At 67.8% G+C, this 17262-nt stretch carries 15 protein-coding genes; 14 read left to right on the top strand and 1 reads right to left on the bottom strand.

Annotation, left to right across the window (positions count from 1 at the left end):
* Nucleotides 1–141 precede the first annotated feature (141 nt).
* The 12 genes from NQ204_RS09225 (at nt 142) to thrC (ending at nt 14393) form a co-directional block, all read left to right on the top strand.
* A complete protein-coding gene (locus tag NQ204_RS09225) occupies nt 142–3246 on the top strand; it encodes a response regulator (RefSeq protein ID WP_116863366.1) in 3105 nt (1034 codons plus the stop codon).
* Nucleotides 3243–4067, top strand: a complete 825-nt coding sequence (locus NQ204_RS09220) for a CheR family methyltransferase (RefSeq protein WP_256643660.1) — start codon at nt 3243–3245, stop codon at nt 4065–4067. The genes NQ204_RS09225 and NQ204_RS09220 overlap by 4 nt, the downstream gene beginning before the upstream one ends.
* Nucleotides 4067–4639: a chemotaxis protein CheB gene (locus NQ204_RS09215; protein WP_256643659.1), complete on the top strand. Its 573-nt coding sequence runs from the start codon at nt 4067–4069 to the stop codon at nt 4637–4639. The genes NQ204_RS09220 and NQ204_RS09215 overlap by 1 nt, the downstream gene beginning before the upstream one ends.
* Nucleotides 4636–5769, top strand: a complete 1134-nt coding sequence (locus NQ204_RS09210) for a hybrid sensor histidine kinase/response regulator (RefSeq protein ID WP_116863363.1) — start codon at nt 4636–4638, stop codon at nt 5767–5769. The genes NQ204_RS09215 and NQ204_RS09210 overlap by 4 nt, the downstream gene beginning before the upstream one ends.
* A gap of 87 nt (nt 5770–5856) precedes the next feature.
* On the top strand, nt 5857–6285 hold the full coding sequence (locus NQ204_RS09205; protein ID WP_116863362.1) for a BLUF domain-containing protein: 429 nt from the start codon (nt 5857–5859) through the stop codon (nt 6283–6285).
* 75 nt (nt 6286–6360) lie between these two features.
* Nucleotides 6361–7413, top strand: a complete 1053-nt coding sequence (locus NQ204_RS09200) for a linear amide C-N hydrolase (protein WP_256643658.1) — start codon at nt 6361–6363, stop codon at nt 7411–7413.
* Nucleotides 7414–7479: 66 nt separating this feature from the next.
* A complete protein-coding gene (locus tag NQ204_RS09195; protein ID WP_256643657.1) occupies nt 7480–8181 on the top strand; it encodes a helix-turn-helix transcriptional regulator in 702 nt (233 codons plus the stop codon).
* A gap of 169 nt (nt 8182–8350) precedes the next feature.
* Entirely contained in the window at nt 8351–9301 is a 951-nt protein-coding gene (locus NQ204_RS09190) for a DMT family transporter (protein ID WP_256643656.1), read from the top strand.
* A 138-nt stretch (nt 9302–9439) separates the two neighbouring features.
* On the top strand, nt 9440–9574 hold the full coding sequence (locus NQ204_RS09185; protein ID WP_256643655.1) for a hypothetical protein: 135 nt from the start codon (nt 9440–9442) through the stop codon (nt 9572–9574).
* An 84-nt stretch (nt 9575–9658) separates the two neighbouring features.
* The gene (thrA, locus tag NQ204_RS09180; RefSeq protein ID WP_256643654.1) at nt 9659–12163 is read left to right on the top strand and encodes a bifunctional aspartate kinase/homoserine dehydrogenase I; all 2505 of its coding nucleotides are present in this window, start codon (nt 9659–9661) and stop codon (nt 12161–12163) included.
* The gene (locus tag NQ204_RS09175) at nt 12160–13074 is read left to right on the top strand and encodes a homoserine kinase (RefSeq protein WP_256643653.1); all 915 of its coding nucleotides are present in this window, start codon (nt 12160–12162) and stop codon (nt 13072–13074) included. The genes thrA and NQ204_RS09175 overlap by 4 nt, the downstream gene beginning before the upstream one ends.
* A gap of 29 nt (nt 13075–13103) precedes the next feature.
* Nucleotides 13104–14393 carry a threonine synthase gene (thrC, locus tag NQ204_RS09170; RefSeq protein WP_256643652.1) on the top strand — a complete coding sequence of 430 codons (1290 nt, stop codon included), beginning with the start codon at nt 13104–13106 and terminating at the stop codon, nt 14391–14393.
* A 48-nt stretch (nt 14394–14441) separates the two neighbouring features.
* On the opposite strand, the gene NQ204_RS09165 is transcribed toward thrC, so the two are convergent.
* Nucleotides 14442–15194 (bottom strand): Crp/Fnr family transcriptional regulator, encoded by a 753-nt coding sequence (locus NQ204_RS09165; protein WP_116865207.1) that lies wholly within the window; start codon nt 15192–15194, stop codon nt 14442–14444.
* 140 nt (nt 15195–15334) lie between these two features.
* On the opposite strand from NQ204_RS09165, the gene hisS reads away from it, so the two are divergent.
* Both hisS and NQ204_RS09155 read left to right on the top strand, forming a co-directional pair.
* Nucleotides 15335–16732, top strand: a complete 1398-nt coding sequence (gene hisS, locus NQ204_RS09160) for a histidine--tRNA ligase (RefSeq protein WP_256643651.1) — start codon at nt 15335–15337, stop codon at nt 16730–16732.
* Nucleotides 16729–17025, top strand: a complete 297-nt coding sequence (locus NQ204_RS09155) for a hypothetical protein (protein ID WP_116865202.1) — start codon at nt 16729–16731, stop codon at nt 17023–17025. The genes hisS and NQ204_RS09155 overlap by 4 nt, the downstream gene beginning before the upstream one ends.
* Nucleotides 17026–17262 lie beyond the last annotated feature (237 nt).

Genomic DNA, 17262 nt, shown 5'->3' with positions numbered 1-17262 from the left:
AGTAATACCCCTGTAGGGGCTGAGACCGTAGGCAGGCCAGTGTGAAGAGTGTGTGCACGCACCGCGTGTGCCAATGGTCGTATGCGGCTGAATGCGACACGGGGTAGCATAACCGCCTCTTTCTGCCCGGGAACCTTCCTGATGCGTGCTGGTGCAACAACGCGCGACCGCTGGATCTGGACGACGGCGGCCATGCTGCTGGCGGCCACCGTTGCCCTGGAACTTGTCGTCCCGCTGGGCTATGCGGTGTGGCTGACCTATTTCATGGCCGTTGGCGTCACCATTTTCCAGCGAAGTGCGCGGGTTCCCTTCGTCGTAGCACTGGTGGCATGCATCCTGTTGGCGGTGGGCTACAACGTGGCGCCGGCCAGCTCCAACTCGTCGTTCTCCTTCATCAACCGCACCATCGGTGGCGTGGCTTTCCTGATGATTGCCGGCATCGTGTCGCGCGCGGTGCATGCGCGACGCGAGGCGCTGCGTGCGCTGTGGCTGCAGGAAGCGGAAAATGCCGTGGCGGCATGCCTGCGTGGCGACCTGGGGCCAGAACAGATTGCCGATGCGTCGATGGCGTGCCTGGCCACGCAGCTGCGCGCCGATGTGGGCGCCATGTACCGCATCGAAGGCGGTCGTCTGCATCTTACGGGCGGCGTTGCCGTGCCCAGCGGTGTCCCGGCGTCGGTGACACTGCAGGAAGGCCTGCTGGGCCAGACGGCGCGTGACCAGCAGATCCGTCATCTGCCGGGTGACGATGAGCGGGCTCTGCAGTTGCAGTCCAGCTTCGGGCTGGTGCAGGTGCGTGAACGCATCCTTGCGCCGATCAGCAGCGATGGCACCGTGGTGGGTGTGGTCGAGCTGGGTCGCTCGCAGGCCGCCGGGCAGCAGGCGCTGGATGCGGAGCTGCTGGAGCGCTGCGGCGACACGCTGGGCATGGCGTTGCGTGCCTCGTTGCTGCGCGCGCAGCTGGTCGTGCTGCTTGAGGAATCGCAGCGGCAGGGCGAAGAGTTGCAGGCCCAGCAGGAAGAGCTGCGCGTGGCCAACGAAGAGCTGGAAGAGCAGAGTCGCAGCCTGATGCAGTCGCAGGCCAACCTGGAGCAGCAGCAGGTCGAGCTGGAACAGAGCAACGTGCAGCTGGAAGAGCGCACCCACGAGCTGGAAGCGCAGAAGCAGGCGCTGCTGGTGGCGCAGGGCCAGCTGGTACGCAACAGCAACGAGCTGGCGGCGACCTCGCGCTACAAGTCCGAATTCCTGGCCAACATGTCGCACGAGCTGCGCACGCCGCTGAACAGCTCGCTGATCCTGGCCAAGCTGCTGGCCGACAACAAGGACGGCACGCTGACCGAAGAGCAGGTCAAGTACGCCCGCGCGATCCTGTCGTCCAACAACGACCTGCTGGCGCTGATCAACGACATCCTCGATCTGTCCCGCATCGAAGCCGGCCATGTGGAACTGGCCGACGAAGTGGTGGTGGTCGACAGCGTGCTGCAGCGCCTGCGCGAGACGTTCGAGCCGATGGCCCGGCAGAAGGGCCTGGCCCTGCAGATCGAGGCCGATGCGCTGGCGCCGACCCAGCTGGTGGCCGACAACCAGCGCATGCAGCAGATCCTGAAGAACCTGCTGGCCAATGCCGTGAAGTTCACCGAGCACGGCAAGGTGAGCCTGCACGTGCGTGCGGGTGGCAATGGCCGCATCCGCTTCGAAGTCTGCGATTCGGGCATCGGCATCGCCCGTGACCAGTTGCAGGTGATCTTCGAGGCGTTCCGCCAGGCCGATGGCAGCACCCGCCGCCGCTACGGTGGTACCGGCCTGGGCCTGTCGATTTCGCGCGACCTCGCCGTGCGCATGGGCGGCGATATCCAGGTGGACAGCGAACCGGGTCGCGGCAGCTGCTTCATCCTGGAACTGCCGTTGCAGGGCGCACCGGCCAGCGACGTGCCGGCCGAGCCGACCGCGATGGCGCCGGCACCGATGCCTTCGGTGCAGAACCTGGCGGCCGCCGCGCCGCTGGCCATGGCCGCCGCACCTGCGGTGGCCACCGCCAGCGTTGCCGATGATCGCAGTCGGCGCCAGCGTGTCGGGCGCCTGATCCTGGCAGTGGAAGACGATGCCAGCTTCGCCGAAGCGCTGGTTTCGCTGGCACACGAACTTGATTTCGACTGCGTGGTGGCGACCACCGCCGAAGAGGCGTTGACTCTTGCCAGCGATCTGCGTCCGAATGGCATCCTGCTCGATATCGGCCTGCCGGACGTGTCGGGGCTGAGCGTGCTCGAACGCCTCAAGCGCAACCCGGAAACCCGCCATATTCCCGTGCATGTAGTCTCGGGCATGGACCGCAGCCAGGTGGCGCGTGAGCTGGGCGCGATCGGCTATGCGGTGAAGCCGGCCACCCGCGAGCGGTTGGCCGCAGCCATCGAGCAGCTGGAACAGACCAGCCAGCGTGATGTGCGCCGCCTGCTGATCGTCGAGGACGACAGTGATCTGCGGCGCAACCTGGAGCTGCTGCTGGGCCGCGACCAGCTGCAGATCGTGGCGGTGGGTACCCTGGCCGCTGCGGTGGAGCAGCTGAGCACGGTGACCTTCGACTGCATGGTGATGGACCTGTCGCTGCCCGACGGCAGTGGCTACGACCTGCTGGAGCACATGGCCGGCAACGATGATGTCGGCTTCCCGCCGGTGATCGTCTACACCGGTCGTGCGCTCAGCCGCGAGGAAGAACAGCGCCTGCGCCGTTATTCCAAGAGCATCATCATCAAGGGCGCACGCTCGCCCGAGCGCCTGCTGGATGAAGTGACCCTGTTCCTGCACAGCGTCGAGGCCAGCCTGCCCAGCGACCAGCAGCGCCTGCTGCGGGAGGCCCGCCGCCGCGACACCGTGCTCGATGGCCGCACCGTGCTGCTGGCCGAGGACGACGTGCGCAACATCTTCGCGCTGTCCAGCGTGCTCGAGCCGCTGGGCGTGACCCTGGAGATCGCTCGCAACGGCCAGGAAGCAGTTGATCGCCTGGCCCAGCGCGAGGTCGATCTGGTGCTGATGGACATCATGATGCCGGAGAAGGATGGCCTGACCGCCATGCGCGAGATCCGTGCGCAGCGCCACCTGCAGGACCTGCCGATCATCGCGCTGACCGCCAAGGCCATGCCCGATGACCGCGAGCGCTGCCTGCAGGCCGGTGCCAACGATTACATCGCCAAGCCGATCGACGTCGACAAGCTGGTTTCGCTGTGCCGGGTCTGGTGCTCGCGCCAATGAACGAGCAGGCGCTGTTCGACCTGGAATTGAAGGTGCTGCTGGAGGCGCTGTACCAGCGCTACCACTACGACTTCCGCAGCTACGCGGTGTCCTCGCTGCGCCGGCGCATCCGCCAGGGCATGCAGCGCTATGACTGCGAGCGCCTGGTCGACCTGCAGCACCGGCTGCTGCACGAACCGGAGCTGTTCGCCCAGGCGATGCAGTTCTTCACCGTGCAGGTCTCGGAAATGTTCCGTGACCCGGCCTATTTCAAGCAGCTGCGCGAGCAGGTGGTGCCGGTGCTGCGCACCTACCCGTCGGTGAAGCTGTGGGTGGCAGGCTGCAGTACCGGTGAAGAGGTGTGGTCGCTGGCTATCCTGCTGCATGAGGAAGGGCTGCTGGAGCGGAGCATCGTCTACGCGACCGACATCAATCCGGCCGCGCTGGCCAGTGCGGAAGCCGGCGCCTACAGCATCGACCGCCTGGCCCAGTTCAGCCGCAACTATCTGGCTGCCGGCGGTACCGGTTCGCTGTCCGATTACTACGCCACCGCCTACGACGGTGCGGTGTTCGACCGCCAACTGCGCCGCAACGTAGTGTTTGCCGACCACAGCCTGGCCACCGACACGGTGTTCTCCGAAGTGCACCTGGTCTCGTGCCGCAACGTGCTGATCTATTTCAACCGCGACCTGCAGGACCGTGCCGTGGGCCTGTTCCGTGAGGCGCTGGTGCATCGTGGCTTCCTCGGCTTGGGCAGCAAGGAATCGCTGCAGTTCGGCCAGCACCACGACGCGTTCGAAACCTGTTCGCGCGAGCATCGACTGTACCGGAAGGTCGTCTGATGGGAACTGCGCGCCCGCATCTGCTGGTCATCGGCGCCTCGGCCGGTGGCGTGGCCGCACTGCAGCTGCTGCTCGGCGCGCTGCCGGCGGGTCTGCCGGTGCCGGTGCTGGTGGTGCTGCATGTGCCGCGCGACCGCAGCAGTCGTATCGCCGAAGTGCTGTCGCCGTACTGCGCGCTGCAGTTGCGCGAGGCCGAGGACAAGCAGCCGCTGCAGGCGGGGACGGTGACCTTCGCGGCGCCCGATTACCACCTGCTGGTGGAAGACGCGCAGACCATCGCACTGTCGGTGGACGAGCCGGTGCTGTTCTCGCGCCCGGCCATCGACCCGTTGTTTGAATCTGCCGCGGCCGTATTCGGTCCGCAGCTGCTGGCGGTGCTGCTGACCGGCGCCAGCAGTGATGGCAGCGAAGGTGTGGCCGCGGTGCGTGCCGCCGGTGGCCGTGCCTGGTTGCAATGCCCCGAGGAGGCCGAGGCATCGATGATGCCGGCCTCCGCCCTGCAGCACGCCGGCGCTGATGCCGTGCTGCCTCTTGAATTGATGTGCCGTCGCTTGAAGGAGTTGTTCGCATGAACCTGCTGCCACCGGACCCTGCGCAGTCGCAGACCCCGGTCAACCTGCTGATCGTCGATGACGTGCCGCAGAACCTGGTAGCCATGCAGGCGCTGCTGCGCCGCGAGGGCGTCAACCTGCTGCTGGCCGGCTCGGGCGCGCAGGCGCTGGAGCTGCTGCTGGAGCATGAAGTGGCGCTGGCGCTGCTGGACGTGCACATGCCGGAGATCGATGGCTTCACCCTGGCCGAGCTGATGCGTGGCTCGCAGCGCAGCCGCGATGTGCCGATCATCTTCCTGACCGCGTCGCCGGATGATCCGGTGCGTGCGTTCAAGGGCTACGAAAGCGGTGCGGTCGATTTCCTGCACAAGCCGGTGGCGCCGCAGGTGATCCTGAGCAAGGTCAACGTGTTCATCGAGCTCTACCAGCAGCGCCAGCTGCTGAAGGCACGCAACGAGGCGCTGGAGCGCGCGTTGAAGTTGAACGAGACGATGGCCGCCGTGCTGACCCACGATCTGCGCACGCCGCTGTCGGCCATCCTGCTGTGCGCCGACAAGCTGTCGCTGGAACTGCCGCCGGGCAACACCAGTGCGCAGCAGACCCTGCAGCACCTGGAAGCCAGCACCGTGCGCATGGCGCGCATGGTCGAGCAGCTGCTAGACTTCTCGCGGATCCGCAGTGGCGGCCTGCGCTTGGAGGCTGCCAGCTGTGATCTGGAAGCGCTGGCCCGCGCTGTGATCGCAGAGGCGGGCAGTGCGCATGGCAGCGACCGCATCGCGTTCGAAGCCAGCGGTGATGCCACGCTGCACGGCGACATGGATCGCCTGGGGCAGGTGGTGGCCAACCTGGTCGGCAATGCGATCACCCACGGGGGCAAGGACGTGGTGTGGGTTGCCGTCGATGGCAGCGATTCGCGCGTGGTGACCCTGCGCGTGCGCAATGTCGGGCACATCGAGGAGGCACTGCTGCCGCGCCTTTTCGAGCCGTTCAAGGCCAGCTTCCACCAGAGCAAGGGGCTGGGCCTTGGCCTGTACATCGTCGATCAGTTCGTAGCCGCACACGGTGGACGGCTGAGTGCACGCAACGAGCAGGGGCAGGTGGTGTTCGAAGCGGTGCTGCCGCGGCGTGCCGACACGCGCATCAGCCGTTAACTGAATTCTTCAGGGAGCGCGTGGGCGAACTGAGACGGGCTCGTCCGTAGCTGCTACCGTGGCCGCTCACGTTGCCAAGGAAGATTCATGCCACTACGCGCCATTGCCTACGTCAGCCAGGCCCGGCCGGACCTTTCCGCCGAACGCCTGCAGACGTTGGTGAACGATGCCACCCGGTTCAACCGGATGGCCGGGGTGACGGGCGTGTTGTTGCACGATGGGCAGCGTTTCCTGCAGTACATCGAAGGGCCGCCTGATGGCATCGATTCGGTGTACGAGCGCATCCTGCAGGCGGGCAGCCACGTGGACATCGTCGAACTGGCGCGCGGGCGGTTGGGCCAGCGCCAGTTTCCGTACTGGTCGATGCGCGCGTTGCCGGTCGATGCGCTGAAGCTGCGCCAGCTGGCCAGCAGTGACTGGTCAGGTTTCTCGCGCACGGTGGAGGGCGATGATGCCGAACCCACCGCGGTGGATCTTCTGAGCGCCCTCGTGCGCCCGATGCTCAGCGCCGGTTGACGCCGCGCGCGGGGCTTCACCCCGCTGTCACCGTTGCCGGGTTCCCATCGGGCTTCCTGGGGAAGGGAGCACAGCATGAAGCGGACGAAGTGGCAGGGCAGGGCGGCGCTGGCCATGGCGCTGGCAGCGGCGGTCGCACCGGGATGGGCCTGCACGCGCGCGGTCTACCTGGGTGACAACGGCGATGTGATCACCGCCCGGTCGATGGACTGGAAGGTCGACGTTGCCACCAACCTGTATGTCCTGCCCCGCGGAATCGAGCGTACCGGCCAGGCCGGACCGAAGTCGGCGAAGTGGACCGCGCGCTACGGCAGTGTGGTGGCCACCGGCTACGACGTGTCCACCACCGACGGCATGAACGAGAAGGGCCTGGTCGCCAACCTTCTGTGGCTGGTCGAATCGCAGTATCCCCAGCAGCGCGGCAACAAGCCGGGGCTGGCCATCTCGCTGTGGGCGCAATACGTGCTGGACAATTTCGGCAGCGTGGCCGAGGCCGTGGCTGCACTGGAGCGCGAGCCGTTCGCCATCGTCACCGACAAGGTGCCCGGTGAGGACCGCCAGGCGACCCTGCATCTTTCGCTGTCCGACGCTACCGGCGACAGCGCCATCATCGAGTACATCGGCGGTCGCCAGGTCATCCATCACGACCGCCGCTACCAGGTGATGACCAACTCGCCGATCTTCGATCAGCAGCTGGCGCTCAATGCGTACTGGAAGAGTATCGGGGGCACGGTGATGCTGCCGGGCACCAACCGCTCGGCCGATCGCTTCGCGCGCGCCTCGTTCTACATCAATGCCATTCCCAAGGCCGAAGACCCTGTGGAGGCGTTGGCCAGTGTGTTCAGCGTCATCCGCAATGTGTCGGTGCCGTTTGGCATCACCACGCCCGGCGAGCCGAACATCTCGTCCACGCGCTGGCGCACGGTGGCCGACCACAAGCGCCGGCTGTATTTCTTCGAATCGGCACTGACGCCCAACACGTTCTGGGTCGATCTGAACAAGGTCGATTTCGGCGGACAGGTGCTCAAGCTCGACCTGGGCCCGGACCAGCGCAACACCTTCTCCGGTGATGCGCTGTCGCAGTTCGTGCCGAGCAAACCGTTCGCGTTCCTCGGTACCGACGGCTAGGGCGCGCGGCTGTCTGGCCGCGATCCGTGGATTGCAGGCAGCCCATCGCACGCGCACACTGCCGCGATGGGCGCCATCTTCCACCTGCGGCACTACGGCCAGGCAACGGGCCTGGACCGCCACGACTACGCACAGTGGGTGCTGCCGCTGCAGGGCGAGCTGCAGTTCGAGCTGGAAGGGCGCGGCGGCCGCCTGGATCTGTTGCAGGGGGCGTTCGTTGCCTCCGGTGAGGCGCATGACCAGGTGGCACATGGGCCGAACGGTTTCGTGATCGTCGATTGCGGCCCGGGCGTGCTCGATGACCTGACCCAGGAACACCTCAGTCGCCAGCGCTGGCTGCACCTGCCGCTGTCGCTGCGCCAGCGCCTGGCCCAGGTAAGGGTCGGCGGCTGCATGCCGGAGCTGCTGCCCGACCTGCTGCGGATGTTTGCCCCTGCGGGCAGTGGTGCGCGGCTGCAGGGCCTGTGTGCGGCCGTGCAGGCTGAACCCGGGCGGGCGTGGCCGGTGCCGCGCATGGCGGCCCATGTTGGCGTCAGCGAAAGCCGGCTGCATGCCTTGTTCCAGCGCGAATTCGGGGTCAGTCCGCAGGCCTGGCTCAGCGCCGGCCGGCTGCGCTGGGCCAAGCATGCGCTGCTGACCAGTGCAGCGCCCATCAGCGCTATCGCGCTGGCAGCGGGGTACTCCGAGCAGAGCGCACTGACCCGTGCGCTGCGCCGCGAGACGGGCCTGACCCCGAGCGCCTGGCGGCGTGGTGAGGGGGCGCTGTAGAGCCGAGCCCATGCTCGGCTGATTTTTGCCGTCGTGGTTACAAGGAGCCGAGCATGGGCTCGGCTCTACACGTAGGAAGTGCCGGGGCAGGGCAGTAGCCTCGGTCAAGACGCCGAGTCCATCGCCGCCTACACTGCGCGGCCTGTTCTCTCCCCCCGAAGAACCTGCTATGCGCAACAACCCGATGGCCCTGGGCATCGCCAATGGCGTTGCCGCTGGCGCGCTGTGGGGCGTGGTCTTCCTCGCGCCTGCCGTGCTGCATTCCTTCAACGCACTGCAACTGTCCGCCGGCCGCTATCTGGTCTACGGACTGATCGCGGTGATCCTGCTGTTGCCGCGCTGGAAGCGTTTGGCGCCGCAGCTGGGTCGTGCGGAATGGATGGGCCTGCTGTGGCTCAGCCTGGCCGGCAACCTGGTGTATTTCCTGCTGCTGGCCACGGCCGTGCAGTGGGCCGGTGGCGCGGCGGCCTCGCTCATCGTCGGCCTGATCCCGGTGGTAGTGACCCTGGTCGGCGTGCGCGAAAAGGGTGCGGTGCCGTTGAAACAACTGTTGCCCGCGCTGGGGCTGTGCGTGCTGGGCGTGGCCCTGGTGGGCTGGGAATCGCTGATGTCCGAGCATCTGGGCACGCCGTGGCGGCAGCGCCTGATCGGCCTGGTCTGCGCCTTTGGTGCGCTGTTTTCCTGGGCGCTGTACTCGGTGGGCAACAGCCGCTGGCTGGCCCGGCGTGCCGATCTGTCCAGCCATGACTGGTCGCTGCTGACCGGGGTCACCACCGGCGGCCTGTCGCTCTTGCTGGTGCCAATGGCCTTCATCGGCCAGACCGCTGGCCACACCCCCGCGCATTGGAGCCTGTTCTGGGTGATCAGTGCCGGCGTCGCGGTCATCGCCTCGATCATCGGCAACGCGTTCTGGAACCGTGCCAGCCGCCTGTTGCCGTTGACCCTGACCGGGCAGATGATCGTGTTCGAAACCCTGTTCGCGCTGCTCTACGCCTTCGCTTGGCAGTGGCGCTGGCCGACCCTGCTGGAGGCGCTGGCGATCGTGTTCCTGGTGGCAGGCGTGCTGCTGTGTGCCCACGCGCACCGCGCTCCGCGTGCGATCGCCGAACATGCCGGCTGATTGCCGGCCTCAAGCGCTCTGATGCCCTGTTTGTCTCAGTTGCAACCAAATGGCTGCACGTTGGGCGATGATCGAAACAAACGATTTTTGCATCGCAGCACTTGACAGGCCCCCGGCGCACGGTGTTTTCTGTGCGCCATGGTCTTCGATGCCGCCCTCGCCAGCCTGATTGCCCCCGCTACCGCGGGCGGGTCGACTGCGCCGGTCGCCATCACCACCATTATTACCACCACCGCCACCACTGCCCTGGTGCGGCCCGTCGTCTTCGTGTAACTCCCGAAAACAACGGCCCCGCACCATCCAGGTGACGGGGAAACCCACCACCTGCATGTGACGGGGCCTCCTACCGAGGTCTGCATGTCTTTCCACGCCCCCGCCCATCCCGCTGCACCGGCCAGCCTGGCCGCACCGTCCACCGTCGTGCACAAGTTCGGCGGCACCTCGGTGGCCAACGCCGAACGCTACCGCCATGTGGCCGGCCTGCTGCTGGCCCGTCCCGAGCCGCTGCAGGTCACTGTCGTATCGGCGATGAAGGGCGTCACCGATGCGCTGATCGAACTGGCCCAGCTGGCGGCACGCGGCGATGCAGGCTGGCGCGAGGCCTGGTATGCCCTGCGTGCACGCCATCGCGGCGCGGCCGTGGCTCTGCTCGGCGAGCAGGTGGGCGAGACCGTGGAGTGGATCGACGTGCGCTTCGACCACCTGGCCGAAGTGCTCGGCGCGCTGGCGGTGATCGGTGAGCTGCCGCGCGAGGTGCTGGACCGCGTGCAGGGGCTTGGCGAAGTGTTCTCGGCGCAGCTGCTGGGCATGCACCTGCAGGCACTCGGCGAGGAGTGCGCGGTGCTGGACGCACGTGATGTCCTGGTCGTCGGCCATGGCGAACTGGGCGTGGACGTGGACTGGGAGGCCAGCGCCGACCGCCTGGCGAAATGGCGCCTGCAGCACCCGCAGTCGCGCGTGGTCGCCACCGGTTTCGTCGCCCGCGATCGCGAAGACCGCATCACCACGCTGGGCCGCAACGGCAGCGACTACTCCGGCGCGATCTTCGCAGCGCTGTTCAACGCCGATGAGCTGCACATCTGGACCGACGTCGATGGCGTGCTGTCGGCCGATCCGCGGCTGGTGCCGGAGGCCGTGCAGCTGGAGGCGCTCAGCTACGACGAAGCCTGTGAGCTGGCCTATTTCGGCGCCAAGGTCGTGCATCCGCAGACGATGTCGCCGGCCATCCGCCTGGGCCTGCCGATCTTCATCCGCAACACCTTCCATCCGGTGCACCCGGGCACGCGCATCAGTGCCGAACGCTCGCCGCGCGGGCCAGTGAAGGGCCTGACCCTGAGCCCCGACCTGGCTCTGCTGAACCTGGAAGGCACCGGACTGATGGGCGTGCCGGGCACCGCCGAACGCGTGTTCTCGGCCCTGCGCCAGGCGCAGGTGTCGGTGGTGATGATCTCGCAGGGGTCTTCCGAACACTCCATCTGCTGCGTGGTGAAGGCCGGCGAGGCTGCGCGTGGTCGCGAGGCCCTGCTGCATGCGTTTGCCCACGAACTGGCGGTGGGCCAAGTGCAGCGCGTGCAGGTCGGCGAGGGCGTCAGCGTGCTGGCCGCCGTGGGTGACGGCATGGCCGGCCAGCCCGGCGTGGCCGCACGCCTGTTCGAGGCGCTGGGCCGTGCACAGGTGAACATCCTGGCGATCGCGCAGGGGTCGTCCGAGCGCAACATCTCCGTGGCCGTGGCCAGCGCCGATGCAACGCGCGCCCTGCGTGCCGCACATGCCGGTTTCTGGCTCTCGCCGCAGACCTTTGCGGTGGGCGTGATCGGGCCAGGCAATGTCGGTGCGGCGCTGCTGGACCAGCTGCTGGCCGCGCGCCCGCAGCTGCTGGCCAAGGCCAATGTCGACCTGCGCCTGCGTGCGCTGGCCTCGCGTTCGCGCATGCGCCTGGAAGCCGATGTCCTGCACGCCGACTGGCGGCAGGCGCTGCACGAGGATGGCCAGGCCAGCAACCTGGACGCCTTCACCGAACACCTGCTGGCCGCACACCTGCCGCACGCGGTGGTGATCGACTGCAGTGGCAGCGCCGAAGTGGCCGAGCGCTACGAGGGCTGGCTGGCCGCCGGCATCCATGTGGTCACTCCGAACAAACAGGCGGGATCGGGTCCGCTGTCGCGCTACCAGCGCATCCATGCCGCTGCCGCCGCCAGTGGCGCGCGCTTCCGTTACGAGGCCACGGTAGGCGCCGGCCTGCCGGTGATCACCACGCTGCGCGACCTGGTCGATACCGGCGATGAAGTGCTGGCGGTGGAGGGCATCTTCTCCGGCACGCTGGCCTGGCTGTTCAACCGCTTCGACGGCAGCCAGCCGTTCTCCGAGCTGGTGGCGCAGGCGCGTTCGATGGGCTACACCGAGCCGGACCCGCGCGATGACCTGTCCGGCGTTGACGTGGCGCGCAAGCTGGTGATTCTCGCCCGTGAGGCCGGCCACGCGCTCAGCCTGGAACAGGTGCAGGTGGAAAGCCTGGTGCCGGCGCTGCTGCGCGATGGCAGCGTGGATGGCTTCATGGCCCGCCTGGGTGAATCCGATGCCAGCCTGCTGCAGCGCCTCGAAGAGGCCCGGGCGCGTGGTGCGGTGCTGCGCTATGTCGCCCGGCTCGATGCGGAGGGTGCATCAGTGGGCCTGCAGGAACTGCCGGCCCACCACACCTTCGCCAACCTGCGCCTGACCGACAACGTGGTGCAGTTCCGCACCCGTCGTTACTGCGACAACCCGCTGGTGGTGCAGGGCCCGGGTGCCGGGCCGGAAGTCACCGCTGCCGGCGTGTTCGCCGACCTGCTGCGTGTGGCCGCCGGCGAAGGAGCGCGGCTGTGATTGCACGCGCATTCGCACCCGCGTCCGTGGCCAACGTGGCGGTGGGCTTCGACATTCTCGGCCATGCCATTGCCGGCATCGGCGATACCGTGACGGTGCGACGCATCGACGAGCCGACCGTGCGCATCGAGGCCATCCGCGGCAGCGCCGTCGAGCTTCCGCTGGATGCGCCGGGCAACACGGCCGGGGCCGCGCTGATCTCACTGCGCGAGGGCCTGGGTCTTTCGAATGGCTTCGCTGTCGAGATCGACAAGGGCATTCCGTTCGGCTCGGGCATGGGCGGTTCGGCCGCCTCGTGCGTGGCCGCGCTGGTGGCCGCCAACGCGCTGCTCGATGCACCGCTGCCGCGCGAAGCGCTGTATCCGCATGCGCTGGATGGCGAGGCAGTGGCCAGCGGCGGGCGCCACGGCGACAACGTCGGGCCGCTGCTGCTGGGCGGACTGGCGCTGTGCACGGCTGAACGCCTGGTGCCGATCCCGGTGCCGGCCAGCTGGCACAGCCTGCTGGTGCATCCGCACGCGGTGCTGGAGACCCGGAGCGCGCGCGCGGCACTGCAGGGCAGCTATGCGCTGGGCGAATTCGTCGCGCAGAGCGCCAACCTTGCCCTGGTGCTCAGTGGTTGCCATCGCAGTGATGCGGCCCTGGTGCGTGCCGGCCTGCGCGACGTGCTGGTGGAACCGCGCCGCGCCGCACTGATCGCCGGCTTCGACGCTGCACGCGATGCGGCATTGGCAGCCAACGCGATGGGTGCGGGCATTTCCGGTGCCGGCCCGAGTGTGTTTGCCTGGTTTGAAGATGCCGACCAGGCCCATGCCGCTGCGGCGCCCGTGCGCGCGGCGTTTGCCGCCGCAGGCTTCGACAGCGAAGCCTGGGTCTCGCCGCTGGACGCTGCTGGAGCGCGACTGTGCTGAATCCTTCCCCCTTGCTGGATACCGAGCTCATGCAATTCGTTTCGACCCGAGGGCATGCGCCCGCTGTTGGCCTGAGTGCCGCCATCGCCGCCGGCCTGGCCCCGGATGGCGGCCTGTATGTGCCCGACGTGCTGCCCGCGCCGCGCGAACTGCACGCCGGTGCCACCCTCGCCGAGACCGCTGCCGATCTGCTGGCGCGTTTTTTCGAAGGTGATCCGCTGCAGGACGCACTGCCGGAGATCTGCCGCGAGGCTTTCGATTTCCCGGTGCCGCTGCGTCCGCTGGGCCGCGACGGCGACCATGTGCTGGAGCTGTTCCATGGCCCGACCGCCGCGTTCAAGGACATCGGCGCGCGCTTCCTTGCCGGTACGTTGTCGCGCCTGCAGGCGGGCAAGGACCGTCACCTGACGATTGTCGTGGCCACTTCGGGCGATACCGGTGCCGCAGTGGCGGCGGCCTTCCATGGCCAGCCAGGCGTGCGCGTGGTGGTGCTGTATCCCGATGGCCGTGTTTCGCCGCGCCAGGCACACCAGCTCGGCTGCTTCGGCGATAACATCCAGGCGCTGCGCGTGGCCGGCTCGTTCGATGACTGCCAGGCGATGGTCAAGCAGGCGCTGGCCGACACTGGCCTGCAGGCGCAGGTGCCGCTCAGTTCGGCCAACAGCATCAGTCTGGGTCGGCTGCTGCCACAGATGAGCTATTACGCGCATGCGGCGCTGACCCATCACGCGCGCACGCGGCGCCGCCTCAACCTGGTGGTGCCGACCGGCAATCTGGGCAATGCGATGGCGGCCGTGCTGGCACGTGCACTGGGCGTGCCCATTGGCCAGATCGTGTTGGCCACCAATGCCAATGCGGTGCTGCCGGCCTACTTCAATGGCGGCGACTACCAGCCGCAGGCCAGCGTGGCAACCGTGGCCAACGCAATGGATGTGGGCGCGCCAAGCAACTTCGAGCGCCTGCGCTGGCTGTATGCCGATGACGATGGCGAACTGCGTGCCGCCTTCCGTGCATTCGCGGTGGATGACGTGACCATCCGCGCGACCATCGCCAGTGCGCACGCCAGCAGGGGCGAGCTGTTCTGCCCGCACACCGCCACTGCGGTGAAAGTGCTGCAGGACCTGCGTGCGCGCGGCGCCAAGGGCGACTGGGCGGTGGTGTCAACGGCGCACCCGGCCAAGTTCGAGGCGGTGGTGGAGCCGTTGATCGGTGAAAGCGTGGCGGTGCCGCCGGCACTGGACGCGCTGCTGCAGCGGCCGGCGCATGCCGAGCCGCTGGCCGTTGATTACGCGGCGCTGCGCGAGGTGTTGTTGCGGTGAGGCGGGTGGTGCCGGCCGCTGGCCGGCAACACCCTGACCGCGCGACGGTCAGGCCAGCCCCTCGCCCGCCAGCGTGCGCAGCCCATCCTCGCCGAGGATCTCCACCACGTTCAGATGAGGCAGGGCGATCAGGCCCTGCTGGCGCAGCTTGGTGAAGGTGCGGCTGACCGTTTCCATGGTCAGGCCGAGATGGTCGGCGATGTCGCCGCGGCCCATCGGCAGCGACACGCGCAGGCCATCGCCGCCCAGCCTGGCCTCGCGTGCGGCCAGGCGCAGCAGGAAGTCAGCCAGCTTCTCCGCCGGTTGCAGGCGGGCCAGCGCCAGCGCGGCGTCCTGGGCGGCATCCAGTTCCTGGCAGGCGCGCTGCAGCAGCTTGCGCTCCAGGTGCGGGAAGCGGCCACGCAGCGCCTTCATCTGCGGCAGGGCCACGCGGCAGACACGGCTGTCAGCGATGGCTTCAATATCGTGGCGATGGTGGTCGCTGCCACTCAGGCCGAGGTAATCACCCGGCAGCACGAACCCGTTGATCTGGCGACGGCCATCGGGCAGCGTGCGCACCAGACGCAGTGCACCCGCGGTCAATGTATAGACATGCTGGCGTTCTTCGCCGGTGCGGGCCAGGGTGCTGCCAAGGCCCACCTGCTGCGAGACGGTCACCTGCTCCAGTGCCTGAACTTCATCGGGCGACAGCGCCGAGCAGACCGCCAGGTGGCGGACCGAGCAGTGCAGGCAGTCCAAGGTAGTGCAGGACGGCGCAGCGTCGTCGTGGGCGGCGGACGGAGCGCCGGAAGGCCGGGACATGGTGCGGAGGCGTATCACGGGCGGGGGAGGGCTTTATGATACTTCATGCGGCCTTATGGCCCCTGATCGGCGGCATGAGCCATGGGGGGCGGTAGAATGTCGCCCCCTCCCACGTTCCCGTTCCTGCAGGAGTTCCGCCCGTGATCAAGCCCCGTACCCCGCCCGGCACCCTTGAACTGTTGCCGCGCGAGCAGATTGCGTTCCAGCGCATGCTGGACGTCATCCGCCGCAACTACGAGCGCTTCGGGTTCCTGCCGGTGGAAACGCCCGTGTTCGAGCTGTCCGACGTTCTGCTGACCAAGTCCGGTGGCGAGACCGAGCGCCAGGTGTACTTCGTGCAGTCCACCGGCGCACTGGCCAACGCCGCCGAATCGGGCGACCGTTCGCTGCCGGAGATGGCGCTGCGTTTCGACCTGACCGTGCCGCTGGCCCGCTACGTGGCCGAGCACGAGCACGAGCTGACCTTCCCGTTCCGCCGCTACCAGATGCAGCGCGTGTACCGCGGCGAGCGGGCCCAGCGTGGCCGCTTCCGCGAGTTCTACCAGTGCGACATCGACGTGATCGGCAAGGACAGCTTGAGCGTGCGTTACGACGCCGAAGTGCTGGCCGTCATCCACGCCGTGTTCTCCGAGCTGCGCATCGGTGATTTCAGCATCCAGCTGAACAACCGCAAGCTGATGCGCGGTTTCTTCGAAAGCCTGGGCGTGGCCGAAGGCGACCGCCAGCTGGCCGTGCTGCGCGAAGTGGACAAGCTGGACAAGCGCGGCGCCGATTACGTGCGCGAAACCCTGGTGGGCGAGGGTTTCGACATCCCGGCCGAGCAGGTCGAGAAGATCCTGGCCTTCGTCGCCGTGCGCTCGAAGGGCCATGAAGACGCGCTGGCCCAGCTGGCCGCCCTTGAAGCCGGTGGCGCCTCGTCGGAAACCCTGCGCAACGGCGTGGCCGAGCTGCGCGAAGTGCTGCAGCTGGTGCAGGCGCTGGGCGTGCCGGAGACCGCCTACTGCCTGAACTTCTCCATCGCCCGCGGCTTGGATTACTACACCGGCACCGTCTACGAGACCACGCTGACTGACCACCCGCAGATCGGTTCGATCTGCTCGGGCGGCCGTTACGAAGACCTGGCCAGCCACTACAGCAAGTCCAAGCTGCCGGGCGTGGGTATCTCCATCGGCCTGTCGCGACTGTTCTGGCAGCTGCGCGAAGCCGGTCTGATCGACGGCATCGAAGCCAGCAGCGTGCAGGCGCTGGTGGCACTGATGGACGAGCAGGGCATGGCGCAGTCGCTGGACATCGCCCGCCGCCTGCGCAGCGGTGGCATCAACACTGAAGTGCAGATGGAGCCGAAGAAGATCGGCAAGCAGTTCCAGTACGCGGCCAAGGCCGGCATCCGCTTCGTGGTCCTGGCCGGCGAGGACGAGCTTGCCCGCGGCGTCGTGGCAGTGAAGGACCTGGTGCGCGAGCAGCAGTTCGAAGTCTCCCGCGACGAACTGGCCAGCACCCTGCAGGTCGAGCTGGAACAGTCCAAGGTCATGGCGTGACCCGCGCCGCCGCAGGGGCGCTGAGCGTGCTCCTGCTGGCGGGCTGCCAGAGCGACCCGGCGCTGCACAGCGCCCGGACCGGTCCGGCGCAGTACCGGCTGCAGGTTGATCGCTGCCATGTGATCGACCGCGCGCAGCTGGAGAGCGACCTGCGCACCCTGGCCGCGCGGACGTGCCCGGCGGGCGCGGAACCGCTGCAGGACATCCAGTCCCTGCCGAGCCGGCAGGGCAGCCTGTTCGGTGAATGCCTGCGGCGCGGCGCGCTGCAGGCCGAGGTCCGCTGTAAGCCCTGAGTCGGGTCAGGTTATTGATTTGAAAGCAGAACGCCCACCCTTGGTGGGCGTTTTCGTTTCCGGACGTAAAGCAGTCGAGCATGGCTCGACTCTACAGAAGCCGGTTTCGATCCCATCCACGCCGCTCTGACAGATCGCGGCCAACTGTCGAAGGCGGGGAGGGTCCGGTTGAGGGGGCGTGAGCCGCATGGATGCGGCGACCGAGCTTACAGGGACGTACTTGCAGCGTCCCCCTCA

Origin of the sequence: Stenotrophomonas testudinis (assembly GCF_024499815.1) — a bacterium.
Taxonomy (GTDB): Bacteria; Pseudomonadota; Gammaproteobacteria; order Xanthomonadales; family Xanthomonadaceae; genus Stenotrophomonas.
Note: the sequence above shows the minus strand (reverse complement) of the source record. Positions and strands in the feature narration are given on the sequence as shown.

What these genes read in the sequence shown, in the direction of transcription:
- NQ204_RS09165 (WP_116865207.1), bottom strand. Translation starts at nt 15,194, where the DNA reads ATGTCCCGGCCTTCCGGCGCTCCGTCCGCCGCCCACGACGACGCTGCG.
- thrC (WP_256643652.1), top strand. Translation starts at nt 13,104, where the DNA reads ATGCAATTCGTTTCGACCCGAGGGCATGCGCCCGCTGTTGGCCTGAGT.
- NQ204_RS09190 (WP_256643656.1), top strand. Translation starts at nt 8,351, where the DNA reads ATGCGCAACAACCCGATGGCCCTGGGCATCGCCAATGGCGTTGCCGCT.
- NQ204_RS09195 (WP_256643657.1), top strand. Translation starts at nt 7,480, where the DNA reads ATGGGCGCCATCTTCCACCTGCGGCACTACGGCCAGGCAACGGGCCTG.
- thrA (WP_256643654.1), top strand. Translation starts at nt 9,659, where the DNA reads ATGTCTTTCCACGCCCCCGCCCATCCCGCTGCACCGGCCAGCCTGGCC.
- NQ204_RS09210 (WP_116863363.1), top strand. Translation starts at nt 4,636, where the DNA reads ATGAACCTGCTGCCACCGGACCCTGCGCAGTCGCAGACCCCGGTCAAC.
- NQ204_RS09215 (WP_256643659.1), top strand. Translation starts at nt 4,067, where the DNA reads ATGGGAACTGCGCGCCCGCATCTGCTGGTCATCGGCGCCTCGGCCGGT.
- NQ204_RS09185 (WP_256643655.1), top strand. Translation starts at nt 9,440, where the DNA reads ATGGTCTTCGATGCCGCCCTCGCCAGCCTGATTGCCCCCGCTACCGCG.
- NQ204_RS09225 (WP_116863366.1), top strand. Translation starts at nt 142, where the DNA reads ATGCGTGCTGGTGCAACAACGCGCGACCGCTGGATCTGGACGACGGCG.
- NQ204_RS09205 (WP_116863362.1), top strand. Translation starts at nt 5,857, where the DNA reads ATGCCACTACGCGCCATTGCCTACGTCAGCCAGGCCCGGCCGGACCTT.
- NQ204_RS09220 (WP_256643660.1), top strand. Translation starts at nt 3,243, where the DNA reads ATGAACGAGCAGGCGCTGTTCGACCTGGAATTGAAGGTGCTGCTGGAG.
- NQ204_RS09200 (WP_256643658.1), top strand. Translation starts at nt 6,361, where the DNA reads ATGAAGCGGACGAAGTGGCAGGGCAGGGCGGCGCTGGCCATGGCGCTG.